This window comes from Brevundimonas sp. TWP2-3-4b1, assembly GCF_049897665.1.
Taxonomy (GTDB): domain Bacteria; phylum Pseudomonadota; class Alphaproteobacteria; order Caulobacterales; family Caulobacteraceae; genus Brevundimonas; species Brevundimonas subvibrioides_B.
The window spans coordinates 296,914-312,888 of the sequence record NZ_JAFCWQ010000001.1; the positions used below are offsets into that span (position 1 = coordinate 296,914).

Genomic DNA, 15,975 nt, shown 5'->3' on the forward strand with positions numbered 1-15,975 from the left:
CGACTTCCTCTGACAACCGGGCTGGGTATGGCTTTCGCTTCGCGAGCCTCCGCTCTGGACGCATGACATGGCCAACACAGTCCTCGCCCCCGATCCCCGGGCCCTGGCGGAGGAGAAGGCGGCCCAGCCTGTCATCCATCACGTTCCAAAGGGCTTCTCCGACCGTTTCGCCCTGGGTTTCACCAAGCTGCTGCGATTCAGCGCCGACACCTTCTTCGCCAAGCGCTACGGGCACCGGGCCATCGTTCTGGAAACCGTCGCTGCGGTGCCGGGCATGGTCGGGGCGACGCTGACGCACCTGAAATGCCTGCGCCAAATGAAGGACGACGAGGGCTGGATCCGTACCCTGATGGAGGAAGCGGAGAACGAGCGGATGCACCTGATGACCTTCATCGAGGTGGCCCAGCCGACCTATTTCGAACGGCTGGTGATCCAGCTGGCCCAGGCGGTGTTCTACGTCGGGTTCTTCCTGCTTTATCTGATCTCGTCCCGCACGGCGCACCGGGTGGTCGGCTACTTCGAGGAGGAGGCCGTCATCAGCTACGACCTGTATCTGAAGGAAATCGACGAAGGTCGCTCGCCGAACGTCCCCGCGCCCGCCATCGCCATCCACTATTGGAAGCTGCCCGCAGACGCGACGCTGCGCGACGTCGTTGTGGTCGTGCGGGCCGACGAGGCGCATCACCGCGACGTCAACCACGGCTTCGCAAGCCAGTTGTCCAAGGAGCCGCGCAGCCTGACGCCGGCCGCCGCCTATCCTCCTCACGCCACCGAGCTTAAAGGCGCCGTCTAGAGGCGGGGAACGGCAGAGGCATCAGACCCCCACCTCCTTCATCGACACGCCTTTGTCCGCCAGCTTCTCGACATCCACCGCCCGCCGCTCGCCGATCAGCTTCCGGCCCATCATGAATTCCGGCGGGGCATTGATGGCCTCCACCGCCTGCACCCTGTCGCCGGACAGGTGGAAGACGGCGAAGCTGGCGGTGGCGGGGTCGCCGCGGACGACGATGCGGTCCGAGTCGAAGGGATAGCCGGCGATCTGGAGCTTGAGGTCGTACTGGTCCGACCACTGCCAGGGGGTCTCGCCGGCGGGGGCGGGGCGGCCGGTGATGGCGGCGGCGGCCTGTCTGGCCTGTTCCAGGGCGTTGGGGACGCTCTCCATGCGGAACATCCGGCCGTAGATCGGCATGGGGCGGCGGGTGACGTCGCCGATGGCGAAGATGGCGGGGTCGGAGGTGCGGGCCTCCAGATCGACGAGGATGCCGCCCTCCACGTCGAGCCCCGCCGCGACCGCCAGTGCGTCGTTGGGAATGGCGCCCACGCCGACGACGGCGCTGTCGCAAGGGATGGTGCGGCCGTCGGCCAGGGTGACGCCCGCGACCCGGGGACCGTCGCCGGCGAAGCCCGTGACCTCGGCGGCCAGTTCGAAGCGGACGCCGCGATCCTCGTGATAGGTCTGGAAGAAGGTCGACAGGACATCACAGGCGACGCGGGCGAGAAGGCGCGGCTCGCGCTCCAGCACCACGACCCCGGCGCCCAGGGCGCGGGCGGAGGCGGCGACCTCCAGCCCGACATAGCCGCCGCCGACGACAGCCAGGGTGCGGCCCTCGCCCAGCTGGGCCTTGATCGCCTCGGCGTCGGCGGCGGTGCGCAGGACGTGGACGCCGACGAGGTCCGCGCCGGGGACGTCGAGCCGGCGGGCCCGCGCTCCAGTCGCAAGGATCAGATGGTCGTAGGCCAGAGTCGCGCCGTCCGACAGGCCGACGGTCCGGGCCGTCCGGTCGATACCGGTGACCTCGACCCTGAGGCGAAGGTCAATCTCGTGTTCGGCGTAGAAGGCCCGCGGGCGCAGGGCCAGACTGTCGCCCTCCGCCTCGCCCTTGAGCCAGGCCTTGGACAGGGGCGGACGCTGGTACGGGATCAGCGGTTCCTCGCCGATCAGGGTGATGGGTTTGTCATAGCCGTACTGGCGCAACAGGGCGGCGGCCGTGCCGCCTGCGTGGCCCGCGCCGACGATGACGACGCCTCGATCCGGAACAGTCATGCGGGTCTCCTACAGCTCATCGACCGTGCCGTCGTCGGCATCGGCTTCGCGCCTCAGCCAGGCGACGAAGGTGCGGGCCTCCTCGCGGCCGCCGTTGCGCCGGGTCAGGACGTGATAGGCCATGTCGGTCGGCAGGTAGCCGTCGGCGAACGGCGTCACCAGCCGCCCCGAGGCCAGGTCGGCGGCGACGAACGCGCGCGGGGCCAGGGCCACGCCCCGGCCGTTGGCGGCGTCCTCGATGGCGAAGGCGGTCTGGTCGTAGCGGGACCCTGCCGAGGCGTCGACGCCGGTCACGCCGCGCGCCTTCAGCCAGGCGGCCCAGTCGGGGCGCGGCTCCTCGACATGCCCGTTGCCGACGTGGATCAGGGTGTGGCGGGCGAGGTCGGCAGGCTTCTGGAGTGGTGAGCGGCCGGTCAGGAGGGCGGGGCTGCACACGGGCACGACGCCGGCCTCGAACAGAAGTTCAGAGCGGACACCGGGATAGCCGCCGACGCCGTAGCGCACGGCGACATCGACCCGGCCGCCGGCCACGTCGGCCAGTTGCATGTCGGCCGAGACCCAGACCTCGATCTCCGGATGTTCGGCCGAGAAGCGGACCATGCGCGGGGCCAGCCAGCGGGCGGCGAAGGAGGGGGGCACGCTGACGGCGAGCGATCTACGACCGGTAGGACCATAGACGATATCGGCGGCGCGCTTCAGCTGTTCGAAGGCGTCGCGCAGCACGGGTTGAAGCCGGGCGCCGAGTTCGGTCAGGGCCACGGCGCCGCCGTCGCGACGGAACAGGGGGCCGCCGGCATGATCTTCCAGCACCTTGATCTGCTGGCTGACGGCGCCGGGGGTGACGCCCAGTTCGCGCGCGGCGAGCGAGATGCTGAGCCGACGACCCGCGGCCTCGAAGGCCTTCAGAGAGTTGAGGGGCGGGAGGCGGCGTCCCGCGTCGCCTGCGTCGCTCATACGCCCTCCAGCCAGGCGGGCACGTCGAAGCCCTTGGAGCGCAGGAAGGCGGGGTTGTAGATCTTGCCGGTGTAGCGCTGGCCGGGATCGCAGAGGATGGTCGCGATGGTGTGGCCGGGGCCGAGTTCGCGGGCCAGTCGGACGGCGCCGGTGACATTGACCCCGCTGGACGGGCCCAGGGTCAGGCCCTCGTCCCTGGCCAGATCGAAGATGACCGACAGGGCCTCGGCGTCCTCGATGCGGAAGGAATGATCGACCGTGACGCCTTCAAGATTGCCGGTGATGCGGTTGACGCCGATGCCCTCGGTCACGGATGAGCCCTCGGCCTTCAGCTCCCCTTCGGTGAACCAGGCATGCAGGGCGGCGCCGGGCGGATCGGCGAGGGCGATGCGGACGGCGGCGTTCTTCGAGCGCAGGAAGGCGGACGTGCCGGCCAGTGTGCCCCCGGTGCCGGCGGCGCAGACGAAACCGTCGATGCGGCCTCCGGTCTGGTCCCAGATCTCCGGGCCTGTAGTCTCGAAATGGGCGCGGCGGTTGGCGGTGTTGTCGAACTGGTCGGCGTAGAAGGCCCCGTTGGGCTCGCTCTCATTCAGCTCGGCGGCGAGGCGGCGCGAGAAATGGACGAAATGGTTGGGGCTGGAGAAGGGGGCCGGATCGACCTCGACCAGGCGGGCGCCGTGCAGGCGGACGGCCTTCTTCTTTTCCTCGCTCTGGCTGCGCGGCATGACGATGACGACGGGATGGCCGAGCGCGGCGCCGACCAGGGCGAGGCCGATGCCGGTATTGCCGGCTGTTCCCTCCACGATCGTCCCGCCGGGTCGCAGGGCGCCGGAGGCCTTCGCGTCGAGGATCAGGCCGCGTGCGGTGCGGTCCTTCACCGACCCGCCCGGATTGAGAAACTCTGCCTTGCCCAGGATCTCGCAGCCCGTCGCGGCGGACGCCGCGCGCAGGCGGATCATCGGCGTGGAGCCGATCAGGGAAAGAATATCGGAGGCGATCGGCACGGGGAGATGCTCCATCTGAACGAGGCCGCTTTTAGAATCTCTTTGGTCGCACGGGAAGGGAGGTTTGCCTTGGTGACCAGGGCGAAATGCGGGGTTACTGTCCGGCCCGGCGCGCCGGAGGGGCCCGCCTTGTCCTGTCTGGGTGAGAGTTTCCGATGAAGATGCGACTGATGCGTCATGTGGCGCCGACTGTGCTGATGCTGTTCGCGACGCCCGTTCTGGCCCAGACGGCCGGTAGCGCGCTGACCTATCAGCAGCCGCCCGCGCCGATTGCGGATATCCTGGACGCCCGGCCGACGCCCGGCGCCAGCGTCAGCCCCGATCAGAAGACCCTGGTCCTTTTCCAGCGGTCCAACCTGCCGACGATCGCCGAACTGGCCGAGCCGATGCTCCGCCTCGCCGGCTATCGGATCAACCCGCGCAATAACGGACCGGCCAACAGCCGCATCTCCTGGGTGACGGGCCTGAGCTTCCAGTCGATCGAAGGCGGCGCGGCGCGCGCCGTCGCCCTGCCCGAAGGCGCGCGCTTCACGGGCGCGAGCTGGTCGCCCGACGGCAGGTCTGTCGCCTTCCTGATGGACCAGCCCGAAGGCATGGCCCTGTGGGTCGCCGATGTCGGCACGGCCACGGCGCGCGAGGTGTTCGGCGCCCGCGTGAACGCCGCGACGGGCGCCGGCATGAGCTGGCTGCCGAACAGTTCGGGCCTGCTGGTCCGGGCCGTGCCGGCTGATCGCGGCGCCGCGCCGGACGTGACGGCCGCGCCGGCCGGGCCCACGGTCGCCGAGAGCGGCGGCCGCGCGGCGGCGGTGCGCACCTATCAGGACCTGCTGGCCGATGCCGGCGATGAGGCCTTGTTCGCCCACTATTTCACTGCGCAGCTGGTTGTCGTCCCGCTGACCGGAGAGGCCCGCAGAATCGGCGCGCCGGGCGTGATCCTGGGCGCTTCAGTGTCGCCGGATGGCCGCTATCTGCTGCAGACCACGGCCAGGCGGCCGTTCAGCTATGTCGTGCCCGCGCGCCTGTTCCCCGGCGACGTGGTGGTGACAGACATGGACGGCCGGGTCGTGCATGAGGTCGCCGACCTGCCGCTGCGCGACAATATCCCGCCGCCCTTTGACGCCGTAGAGACCGGCCCCCGCGCAGCCCAGTGGCGCGCCGACACGCCATCGACCCTGGTCTGGGTCGAGGCCCAGGACGGCGGTGATCCGCGTACGCCGGCGACCGTTCGCGACCGCGTCCTGATGCTGGATGCGCCGTTCAACGGTCAGGCGACGACCCTGATCGACCTGCCCGAACGCTACGCCGGCGTGACCTGGGGCCGGTCGGACGTGGCCGTGGTCAACACCCAGTGGTTCAACACCCGGCACGAGACCCGGTCGGTCGTCGATCCGTCGCGTCCGGGCGCTGGCCGCGTCATCGTCGATCGCAACTATCAGGATCGCTACAACGACCCGGGCTCGATCGCGACCGAGGCCAACGCCGCCGGCCGCGAGGTGATCCAGTTCACCCCGGACGGGTCGCGCGTCTTCGTCGAGGGCGACGGCGCCACGCGGGAAGGTGAGTATCCCTTCCTCGGAACGCTCGACCTCTCGACCGGGCTGACCGAACGGATCTGGCAGTCGGCGAGCGGCGAGTACGAGACCGTCATCGGCCTGCTGGATGAGGACGGCCGCCGTCTGGTCACCGTGCGCGAGAGCCGGACCGAGCCGGCCAACCTGCGTGTCCGCGACCTGGACGGCGACGTGACGCCCCTGACCAGCTTCCCCGACCCGGCGCCGCAGCTGGCTGGCGTGACCCAGCAGCTGATCACCTACACCCGCGACGACGGGGTGCAGCTGTCGGGCACCCTCTATCTGCCGGCCGGCTACGACAAGGATCGTGACGGCCCCCTGCCGCTGCTGATGTGGGCCTATCCGGCGGAGTTCACCGACGCGGCCGTGGCCGGTCAGGTTGTGGATACCGCCAACCGGTTCGTGCGTCCGGGCGGCTCCAGCCACCTGTTCCTGCTGACCCAGGGCTACGCCATTCTGGACAACCCCTCGATGCCGATCGTGGGGGCGGACGGGACCGAGCCGAACGACACCTATATCGAACAACTCGCCGCCAGCGCGAAAGCGGCGGTCGATGCGGTGGTTGGAATGGGCGTGGCCGAGCGGGGTCGCATCGCCGTCGGGGGCCACAGCTACGGCGCCTTCATGACCGCAAACCTGCTGGCTCACACCGACCTGTTCGCCACGGGCATCGCCCGGTCGGGCGCCTATAACCGGACCCTGACGCCGTTCGGTTTCCAGGCCGAGCAGCGGACCTACTGGCAGGCGCCGGAGACCTATAACGAGATGTCGCCCTTCGCCTATGCCGACAAGGTCAACGAGCCGATCCTGCTGATCCACGGCGAGGCGGACGACAACCAGGGCACCTTCCCGATCCAGTCGGAGCGGTTCTACGCCGCGCTCAAGGGCAATGGGGCGACGGTCCGCTACGTCGTCCTGCCGCTCGAGGCGCACGGCTATCGCGCGCGGGAATCAGTCGGTCACACCCTGTGGGAGATGACCCGCTGGCTCGACCAGACGATCAAGAACCCCACCGCTCCGGCGGTGGGATCGCAATAGGTCCGGCCTGGCCTCCGGCGGAGGGTGATCCCTCCTGCCGGGGGCCACGGCGCCAAAGGGCGTTGCGAATTTATTCCTGCCCAGGTCTTGCGCGTCAGGCCGAGGCTCCCATCTGATCCTTGCGGTCTTTGACAGGTCTCATCATCACCCCGTCGAAGCGGCGCGACTCTGTCGACTCTGTCGAGTCTATTTCCGGAGTCGCGTGGCGGACCCGCTCTGGCGACGGCCGACGCGCGTTCGCAGGGCCGCGACCCATCCGCCGACGTCCCGGTTCCGCTCGAACCACCAAAGCCCTGACAGCACCACCAGCAGCCCGGCAAACCATGGCCAGAGCGAGCCGGGCGCGTCGGAGGTCGAGGCCGGCGCCGCCCGGGTCGGGGCCGTCCCCGCGAGCGCCAGCGTGGCTAAACGGTTCGCGGCCATGACCAGCGACGGCGCGGCGTCCGCGGGCTGCACATAGAAGGCCGTCTGGCGGTTCTCGCCGTCGCGGATGACGTGCCAGCCCGGTTGTTCGGGCCAGTAGGCGGCGCAGGCGCGGTCGCCGACGGCCGGATCAACGCGCAGGCCGTGGGCGCGGCCGTCCTGACCCAGGACATTGGCCTGGCCGACGAGGCGGCACACGGCAATTCGGGCGCCGACGCGGGCGATGCCGTCGACCTCGGCGCGGCTGTCGTCTCCGGCGCGGCCGATCTCCGAGAAGAGGGCGCTCCACATCTCGCCGTAGCGATCCGGGCGGCCGGTGAGCACCAGGGCGTAGCTGTCGGTCACGGTCCAGACGCCGACCCGGCCGCGGCCGCGCGTGCGCCAGCTGGCCAGGGCGACGCCGTCGGCGTCCCGCAACAGGGTCACGGCGCCGGAGCCCTCGTCGGTCAGGTCGCGACGGGCCAGTTCAGGCGGGGCCTCGGTCTCTTCGGCCGGCTCGGCCTCGGCCCCGGGCGCGGCCTCTTCGGCAGGGAGGTCGAGGCGCAGCGGAACGGCTTCGTCGCCGCCGGTCAGGGTGACCCCGAGACCGGCCCAGTCGCGCCGGGTCGCGGCCGACAGCGGGCCGGTCGGGCGGAACAGAAGGCCCATGCCGCCGTTCACCGCCGCTGTCAGGGCCGCACGCTGGCCGCCGCCGAGACTCTCCCAGCGGCGGTCGTCGAGGATCACGAGATCCAGTTCGTTCAGGGTCGTGGCGTTGAGCGGCACGGGTGCGTCGCCGAGCCGGACGCCCGCGCCGATGTCGATGTCGAGCGTCAGTTCGACGCCGGAATCCTCGGCCCAGCGCTTCAGATATTTGGTCTCGGCCGTGGGCGCTCCGGCGAGGACGAGGACGCGCGGCGGCGTCGTCGCCATGGTCTCGACCGGGATGGCGATCCGCTCGACGACGGCGCCGGCTGGGTCGCGGAGCCTGAGGTCGAACAGGGCGAGGCCGGGCGCGCGGGCGGCGGCCATCAGGGCGAAACGCTCGCCGGGCGCGATGCGGGCGCGATCGACGACGACGTCGGCGGGATCGACCAGTTCGACGGTTCCCGCAGGCATCGTTCCAACCTGTCCGCCGACGACGAAGGTCGCGCCGGGCGCCGTCACCTCGGGCAGGGCGATGTCGATCAGGCCGCGCGGAGGGGGCGGGGCGGAGAACTCGACCGGCACAGGCAGGGGAGACTGGTCTCGCGGCGTGAGTCCTTGCCCCAGGACCCGGATATGGACCGGCGTGGGGTAGCGTCGCAGCGCTGTCGCGAGGTCGGGGACGTGGATCGCGCCTGTGACGGGGCCGGCCGCGGGCAGGGCCACCAGGATGTCTCCGGGCGCGGTCGGGATGGTCGCGGGCGAACCGCCCGTGGCGACGATCAGGGTCCCGGTGCGGATGACGGACGGGGGCGGGTTCAGCGTCAGCCAGACGAGGGCGCCGGCGACGACCTGAAGGCCGATCAGCGCGGCCAGACGCCAGCGCGGGGCCTGGGCCCTCGGAGCCGCGGATCCTTGCCACCGGAGCAGACGGATGACGCCGAGGACAACCCCTGCGACGATGACCAGGGCCGTCCAGAGAGCCGGGCTGGAGACGTTCATCGCAGGGCGTCCAGATAGCGTTGGCCGCGCGCGTCGGGGGCCTCGCGGCGGCCGGGCGACGGCGCCGGACGTTGCAGGGCGGTCCACAGCAGGGCGCGCAGGCGGCGACGGCAGTCGAGGCAGGCGGGCTCGTTGCGGACCGTGTCGATAGCGGCGCGCAGGGCCAGTGGATCGGCGAGGCGGCCTCCATTCTCGCGCGCCCAGCGGTCCAGGGCGCCGAGCGCCAGCGCCGCCGAGGTCGAACCGGGCCGTTCCTCCAGCGCGCGCCAGGCGTCGGCGGCGACGGCGTCTGCAGGACTGCGTTCGGGACGTTCGGCAGTCTCGGCCACGATGTCCTCGCGCTTGCCGGTCAGACGGCGGGCGAAGTCGACGGGCGGCAGGTCGTTGCCGAGTCTGGGGAGGAAGATGCGTGTCGCGCGCTGGGCCTCTTTCAGCAGTTCCAGCGCTTCGTTGGCGAAGGGCAGGGCCTGTTCCGGCCGCCCCTGACGCAGCTCCCGCTCCGAGCTCCACATGGCGTCCAGCGCGCGGGCGAGGGCGGATCGGGTTTGAGGCGCGAACAGGGTCGCGGCCTCACCGGTGTCGTGGGCATGGCCGAACTCGTGCAGCACATCGACTTCGGAACCCATGGCACCGCCGGCGGCCTCACCGCCATGGTCGTCGTGATCGTCATGCTCGTCATGCGCGGGCGCCTGGGCGGGCGCGGGCGCGTCGCTGGTCGGCAGGGGCGGGCGGGCAGGCGGGGCGTCGCTGGTGGGCAGGATGATGCCGCTGCCTCCACCGCCCTCCGCCTCCTCGCCCATGAACTGTCCGTAGCGCAGACGCAGCGCGGCCTGTTCCTCGCCGATGACGTTGGAGCGGTCCAGAAGGGCGCGAGGCTCCAGACGACGACGCTCGGCGATCAGGGCCTCGGCGTTGATGATGATCTGGCGCTGGCTGGCGAAATAGGCGGGCATGATGCGCATGGCCATGCCGTCCAGCCCGTCGGCCATGGCGAGGTTGGCGGGCCATCTCAGGATCACGCTGGGACCCTCGACCTGCTGGCGTTCAGGCGCGCGGTTATCGCTGACGACGAGCTGGACGATCAGGTCGCTGCCCGCCGCCATGCCCTCCCGGGCGAGATCGAGCGTCGTGGAGAAACGCAGCTGTTTCGCCGCGCCCTGTCCACGCAGCGGCATGGAGCGCTGTTCGAAGGTGATGTTCTCGCCGTCGCCCCTGGTGACAGTGATGCGCAGGATCGCTGTCTCGATGACGCCGTAGTCGTCGCTGGCCTCGAAGACGGGCGTCCAGGTCGTCTGGCCGGGGGTGAGCTGGACCAGCTGGCTTTCGGGTTCGACCAGGCGGACGACAGGTGCGGCGTCGGCGACGGCGTCGAGCCGATTCAGACGCTGCCGGGCCAGACCCGTCGCCTCGATCCGGTAGAGCAGGGGCCGGTCGACGATGCGGGTCCCGGTCCAGCGCCGGCCGTCCCGGATCAGGGAGACCGGGGTGCTTTCCGGGAACTCCAGACCGACAGTGGACGGCTGGGGCGCGAAGTCGATCAGCCATTCGACGCGCGAGCCCTCGGGCACGCGGGCGTCCAGCGCGGTCTGCTCGCGGACGGGCAGGCCGGTGTAGGCGGGCGGAGTGATGCGCAGGCGGGCGCCGGTCAGGACGGGCGCGGAGCCGGTTGTGCCGGCACGGCCGGGGGCGCCGGATTTCGTCTCGGCGGTGTCGGCGGCGGGCCAGAGCAGGACGGCGGCGATCAATACGACGGCGGCGCCCCAGGCGATCAGGATCGGCCGCTGGGACCAGCCGGGTCGGAGATCGACGGCGGCGGCCTCGTGGACGCGGCTTTCGAGGCGGTCGCGTTGCAGGGCGGCGAGGCCGGCGACGGCGGCGCGGTCCCTGAACAGCAGGGCGGTGCTGTCCTCGAAGCGGGGAATACGGGCGTCGAGCTCGCCGATCAGCCAGCGCAGGTCGAACCGGCGAGAGCGCCAGATGGCGACGGCGGCGAGGGCGATCAGACCGGGCAGGGCGGCGATGACCGCGCCCGTCACTCCGAACAGCCGCCAGCCCAGCGCGGCGAGAACGAGAACGCCGGGCAGGCCGAGGGCGACTGTGTCGAGACCGGCGCGTGCGCGGGCGGCGCTCTGGTGGTTCAGCAGGACAGGGACGGCGGTCATGGCGCGACCGCCCTCTGGCGCCGCATGGCCAGCCAGCGCTCGCCGGCGAAGGCGACGGCGATCAGCAGCGCCAGCCACGGACGCAGGTCGAGCGGCGGCTGGTCATAGGGGGCGGCGCCGGTCAGGGGGGCATGATCGACGGCGGCGACGCGGCCGGGCGCCGGACGCGGATCGAGCATGGCCAGAAGGGCGTCGGGGAAGTCCGGCTCGACCAGCTGCGGGATGGCGGCGGGCTCCAGGGCGCGGGTCAGGCGGATGACGCGGCCCCGGCCCAGACGGCCTGCGACAGCCAGCGGCTCTCCGGCCGTGCCGCGCCACACGGGAACGGTCTCGCCCTCGACGGGGATGCGGGCCTCGAGCGCGGTCAGGATCACGCCGCCATTGCGGACCCAGCGCTCGACCGGAACGGGGACAGGGCCGGACGCCAGCCAGATCAGATGACGGGCGCTGTTCGGGACGGCGCGATCGACCGGTTCGGCGTTGAACGTCGGCGCGACGTCGGCGGCGATCCAGGCCGTGGCGGCGGCGCGGAAATAGCGGACAGCCTCCCCGGCCTCCGGGGCGAAGCGGACGGTCAGGGACGGCGGCGCGGGCGAGCCGACCTGGGCCGCGGGCGCTTCGGCGCCGACGGTCCATCCGACGCGGCGGGACAGCTTCGGGCGCTCGGCGTCGACGCCGTCGAGCGTACCGGGGACGACCAGTTTGACCGGGGCGCCGGGCGGCAGTTCGGCGTCGAGCTGGCGGATCAGGCTGGCGACATCCCCGGGCGCTGCGGGAGTCAGGGCGCCGTGCTCGGGGAAGCCGGGCGCCAGCCAGACGACGCGGTCGCCCTCTTCCGTGGCGGCGGCGATGGTCGCGGCGTCGGCGCCCGGCGCGATGGCCACGACGGGGCGATCGTCGGCGGCGTTCCACACTACCGGCGCGGCCAGCCAGAGGGCCATCAGGGCCAGCAGCAGGAGGCGGGCGGCCAGCAGCAACCGCTCGTCGATGGTCAGGCTGCGACGCGGCTTCGGCTGGGGATCGAGCCAGCGCAGGGCGGCGAAGTCGATCGTCCGGCTCTCGGTGCGGCGCGCGATATGGATGACGATCGGGATCGCCAGGGCGAGCAGGGCGGCGAGGCCTGCGGGGAGGAGCAGCGCCGGGTTCATTGGCGGCCGGTCGGACGGAACAGGGTGCGGATCGGAATGTCCGCGCTCTCGTCGATGAAATGCTCGACGTGGCGGATGCCGCGCGCGTCGAGCCGGGCGGCCAGCGCGGCGCGGGCGGCGGCGAAGCGGGCGAGGAAGTCGGCGCGGAGCGAGCGGCCGTCACCGATCAGTTCGGCTCCCGTCTCCGGGTCATGGAAGCGATAGCCCCGGTCGAAGGGGAAATCGCGCTCGTCGCTGGTCAGGATCTGGACGAGGCAGATATCGCGGCCAGAAGCGGCTAACCGTTCGGCAGTCCCGATACAGCCTTCGTCAAAGCCGTCGGTCAGGATGACGATCAGGTCGCGCGCGCCGATCTGTTCGCCGAAGACACCGACGTCGCGCGACCAGTGCGCCGCGCCCGCAGCCTTCAGCGGGGCCAGCGCCAGCAGCACCCTGTCGCGATGGCGGCCGTCGGCGTGCGGCGTCAGGACCATCGGCCCCTCGGCGCGTTCGACCACCACGCCGAAGCGGTCGCCTTGATACAGGGCGATCTCGATCAGGCTGGCCGTGAGGCGGCGCGCGGCGTCGAAGCGGGACCAGTCCGGGCGGGCGAGATCGGCCTGGGCCATGGAAGCGCTGGCGTCGATGACGATCCAGATGGCGACGGGGCTCTCTCGCTCGGCGTCTCGGACGAAGAACCTGTCCGAGCGGGCGTAGAGTTTCCAGTCGATGGCCCGCAGATCGTCGCCGCGCTCATAGGCCCGGTACTGGGCGAACTCGAGCCCGCCGCCCTTGTTGCGGCTGTCGTGCATGCCCGCGCTCGCCAGCACCGCCGCGCGACGCGGGACGATGGACAGACGACGAAGGCGGCTGCGCAACTCCGGGGGCAGGTCGAGCGGGGACATGCCGTGGATCAGTCGGGCGCGGGTGCGGGCAGGGCGGCCAGAAGGGCGGCGACGACGTCGTCGGCCGTCTTGCGCTCCGCCTCGGCGGCGAAGGACAGGAGGATGCGGTGACGCAGGACCGGTGCGGCCAGGGCGACGACGTCCTCGCGCGTTGCGGCCAGACGGCCATGCAGCAGGGCGCGCGCCTTGGCGGCGAGGACCAGCGCCTGACCGGCGCGCGGACCGGCGCCCCAGCGCACATAGTCCTGAATGGCTTTCGGCGAGTCCGCAGACGGCCGGGTGGCGCGGACCAGGGCGGTGATCCACGTCAGGAGGGCCTCGCCGACATAGACCTCGCGCACCCATTTCTGCAGGGCGACGATATCCTCGCCGACCATGACCTGGGGCACCGCACCGCCGCCGGAGCCGGTCGTCTGGACCAGGATGGCGCGCTCCTCTTCCGCCGTCGGATAGCCGACGCGGATGTTCAGCAGGAAGCGGTCAAGCTGCGCCTCGGGCAGGGGATAGGTGCCGGCCTGTTCCAGCGGATTCTGGGTCGCCAGGACGAAGAAGGGTTCGTTCAGCTTGTGGGTCACGCCGGCATAGCTGACCGTATGCTCCTGCATCGCCTCCAGCAGGGCGGCCTGGGTCTTGGGCGGGGTGCGGTTCAGCTCGTCGGCGAGGAACAGGTTGGTGAAGACCGGGCCGGGCTGGAAGCGGAAGCTGCGGTGACCCGTGCCGTGATCCTCCTCCAGCACCTCGGTGCCGAGGATGTCCGAGGGCATCAGGTCGGGGGTGAACTGGACGCGCCGAAACTCCAGATGCAGGGCCTGGCCGAGGGTGCGGACCAGCAGGGTCTTGCCGAGGCCGGGCACACCCTCGATCAGGCAGTGGCCGCCGGCCAGTAGTCCGATCAGCAGCTGTTCGACGACCTCGTTCTGGCCGACGATGGCCTGGCCGATCGCGGCCTTCAGCTTGCCGAGCTGGGCCAGCCGGGCGTCGATCTCGGTTTGGGTGGGCGTGGTCATAGAGGCTCCGGGGAGGAGGAGAGGCGGAAGGTCAGGCCGTCAGGGCGTAGAGGATGATGTTGACCGCGAACTTCGTATTGTCCTCGGCCAGGAAGCGCTTGTTGCGCCAGTCGTAGTCCCACTCGCAGCCATAGTCCTTGTTGGAGTAGAGCACGCCCAGCCGGCCATCGATCTCGATGCCCTTGAGGTAGTCGTGAATGAGGTCGTCGCCCCAGCCGTTCAGTTCGAAACTGGTCGCCGGCGGCCCGTTCTCGAACTCGAAGAAGCTCGAGTAGAGGCCATGGTCGTTGGGCAGGTTCTTCAGGCCCTCTGCGCCAAAGATCGAGGCCATCTGGCGCTCGAACGTCGTGGCGAACAGGCCGTCGATGTCGTGGTTGCAGTCGTCGACGAAGACGAAGCCGCCGTTCCTCACATAGCGTTCGAAATTGCGCGCCTCGGCGGCGTTGAACTCGACCAGCTTGTGGCCGGCGAGGTAGCAGAACGGGGCGGTCAGCATGGCCGGATCGGCCAGGGCCACGACCCGCTCTTCGGGATCGACGCGCAGGTTGGTGTAGTCGACCAGGGAGGTCAGGATGTTGGCCGGCATCCGCTGGTCCACGTCCCAGTCGCCGGAATCATAGCGCAACCGGGTGAACCAGAAATCATAGGTGGCCTGCGCGTCGGCGGCGCGCGGGAAGCCTGCAAGCAGGGCCCCCAGCGCGCCGCCGGTCAGCAGTCGCAAGGCATCCGCGCGTGTCATACTCGAACGCGACACGCACCCTCTCCGGTCAGACGGCGTCGGACAGGGAGGTGAAGGTGAAGTCGCGCACGCGCATCGGCGGGATCATCATGGTCGGACCGTCATCGCCGACGCGGACCGAACGGCCCAGTTCGTCGATGTTGTTCAGCATGATCACGGGGGACTCGTTGAAGCGGAAATTCTTCAGCGGATACTTCAGCTCGCCGTTCTCGATGTAGAAGGTGCCGTCGCGGGTCAGGCCGGTCAGCAGCACCGTCTGCGGGTCCACCATGCGGATGTACCAGGTGCGGGTCACCAGGATGCCGCGCTCGGTTTCGCGCACCAGGTCGGACGTCGACTTGGAGCCCCCCTCCATGATGATGTTGCCCGGCTGGGCCATCTGCGGCTTGCCCTGTTTGTCGGCCCAGTAGCGCGAATAGCCCAGGCTCCGGACGACGCCGTTCTCGACGATGTTGACGCGCTCGCGGGGCAGGCCATCGCCGTCCCAGGGCAGGGCCGGGGTCTCGGCGTGGCCGGGATCCGAGTAGACGTTGACGCGCGGGTCGAAGACCTGTTCGCCGATCTTGTTGCCGCCGCCTGCCTTGGACAGGAAGCTGCGGCCCTCGTCCGCCGAACGGGCGTCGAAGAAGTTGAACATGAAGGAGATCAGGCCCGCGGCCGCGGCCGGCTCCAGGATCACCGTGTATTTGCCGGGTTCGAGCGCCTGGGCGTCGCGCGAGGCGCTGGCCTTGCGCATCGCGATCTGGATGTCGGTATCGACGTTGAAGGTGCTGGCGTCCTGAAGGTTACGGGCGACCCAGCCCGATCCCGTGCCGTCCTCGGTCCGCACCGTGCAGGTGTAGTCCATCTCGGTGGAGCGCTGATAACCGAAGGCGCCGTTCGAGTTGGCGAAGGCGGTGAAGCTCTGGTTGTCGTTCAGGAACCCGGCGGCGATCAGATTTTGCGCCTTGCAGGGGGCGATCGAGGCGCGGGCGATTTCGGCGCGGTTCTCCGGCGTGATGGCCGCCGTCGCCGCGCTGAAGGTGTTCGTGGCGCGATAGGTCTGGGGACCGACCGCCGGCATGAACTCCGGGTTCTCCGGGGCCAGTTTGGCCAGGTCCTCGGCGCGCTTGACGACGCGGGCGAGGGCCGCGTCCGAGAACTCGTTGATCGTCGCGGTGCCCACGCGCTTGCCGAACGCGACCTGGACGCTGAGGTCGATGTTGGAGATGACGCCGCTGGTCGAGACGTTGTTCAGGGCGAAGCGGATGTTTCCGTCGATCGTCCCGTCCAGCTGCGCGGTGCATTCGTCGGCGGTCGACAGTGCGATCACCTTGTCGAGGATCGTCTTGGCCTCGGCTTCCGTCATGATGCTCATGTGATTTTTCCCTTGGGT

At 70.4% G+C, this 15,975-nt stretch carries 12 protein-coding genes; 2 read left to right on the plus strand and 10 right to left on the minus strand.

Annotated elements, in window-relative coordinates; translation table 11 throughout:
• Positions 1-67: 67 nt before the first annotated feature.
• Positions 68-793 (plus strand): alternative oxidase, encoded by a 726-nt coding sequence (locus ACP7A5_RS01480; protein ID WP_426040247.1) that lies wholly within the window; start codon positions 68-70, stop codon positions 791-793.
• Between the two features lie 21 nt (positions 794-814).
• On the opposite strand, the gene ACP7A5_RS01485 is transcribed toward ACP7A5_RS01480, so the two are convergent.
• From ACP7A5_RS01485 to ACP7A5_RS01495, 3 genes are read right to left on the minus strand one after another with little or no spacing between them, the layout of a single operon-like run.
• On the minus strand, positions 815-2,044 hold the full coding sequence (locus tag ACP7A5_RS01485) for an NAD(P)/FAD-dependent oxidoreductase (protein WP_426040248.1): 1,230 nt from the start codon (positions 2,042-2,044) through the stop codon (positions 815-817).
• 9 nt (positions 2,045-2,053) lie between these two features.
• Entirely contained in the window at positions 2,054-2,998 is a 945-nt protein-coding gene (gene gcvA / locus ACP7A5_RS01490; RefSeq protein ID WP_426040249.1) for a transcriptional regulator GcvA, read from the minus strand.
• Positions 2,995-4,002 (minus strand): cysteine synthase A, encoded by a 1,008-nt coding sequence (locus ACP7A5_RS01495; protein WP_426040250.1) that lies wholly within the window; start codon positions 4,000-4,002, stop codon positions 2,995-2,997. The genes gcvA and ACP7A5_RS01495 overlap by 4 nt, the downstream gene beginning before the upstream one ends.
• A gap of 161 nt (positions 4,003-4,163) precedes the next feature.
• On the opposite strand from ACP7A5_RS01495, the gene ACP7A5_RS01500 reads away from it, so the two are divergent.
• Entirely contained in the window at positions 4,164-6,611 is a 2,448-nt protein-coding gene (locus ACP7A5_RS01500) for a S9 family peptidase (RefSeq protein WP_426040402.1), read from the plus strand.
• 186 nt (positions 6,612-6,797) lie between these two features.
• On the opposite strand, the gene ACP7A5_RS01505 is transcribed toward ACP7A5_RS01500, so the two are convergent.
• From ACP7A5_RS01505 to ACP7A5_RS01535, 7 genes are read right to left on the minus strand one after another with little or no spacing between them, the layout of a single operon-like run.
• Positions 6,798-8,660 carry a hypothetical protein gene (locus ACP7A5_RS01505; protein ID WP_426040251.1) on the minus strand — a complete coding sequence of 621 codons (1,863 nt, stop codon included), beginning with the start codon at positions 8,658-8,660 and terminating at the stop codon, positions 6,798-6,800.
• On the minus strand, positions 8,657-10,822 hold the full coding sequence (locus ACP7A5_RS01510; RefSeq protein WP_426040252.1) for a DUF4175 family protein: 2,166 nt from the start codon (positions 10,820-10,822) through the stop codon (positions 8,657-8,659). The genes ACP7A5_RS01505 and ACP7A5_RS01510 overlap by 4 nt, the downstream gene beginning before the upstream one ends.
• Complete coding sequence (locus tag ACP7A5_RS01515) at positions 10,819-11,970, minus strand: BatA domain-containing protein (protein WP_426040253.1); 1,152 nt, start codon at positions 11,968-11,970, stop codon at positions 10,819-10,821. The genes ACP7A5_RS01510 and ACP7A5_RS01515 overlap by 4 nt, the downstream gene beginning before the upstream one ends.
• Complete coding sequence (locus ACP7A5_RS01520) at positions 11,967-12,854, minus strand: DUF58 domain-containing protein (RefSeq protein ID WP_426040254.1); 888 nt, start codon at positions 12,852-12,854, stop codon at positions 11,967-11,969. Before ACP7A5_RS01520 ends, ACP7A5_RS01515 begins: the two co-directional genes overlap by 4 nt.
• A gap of 8 nt (positions 12,855-12,862) precedes the next feature.
• Positions 12,863-13,861 carry an AAA family ATPase gene (locus ACP7A5_RS01525; protein WP_426040255.1) on the minus strand — a complete coding sequence of 333 codons (999 nt, stop codon included), beginning with the start codon at positions 13,859-13,861 and terminating at the stop codon, positions 12,863-12,865.
• A 31-nt stretch (positions 13,862-13,892) separates the two neighbouring features.
• Positions 13,893-14,600 (minus strand): DUF4159 domain-containing protein, encoded by a 708-nt coding sequence (locus ACP7A5_RS01530; protein WP_426040403.1) that lies wholly within the window; start codon positions 14,598-14,600, stop codon positions 13,893-13,895.
• Between the two features lie 28 nt (positions 14,601-14,628).
• Positions 14,629-15,957, minus strand: coding sequence for a TldD/PmbA family protein (locus tag ACP7A5_RS01535; protein WP_426040256.1), 1,329 nt, complete (start codon positions 15,955-15,957; stop codon positions 14,629-14,631).
• Positions 15,958-15,975: the final 18 nt, after the last annotated feature.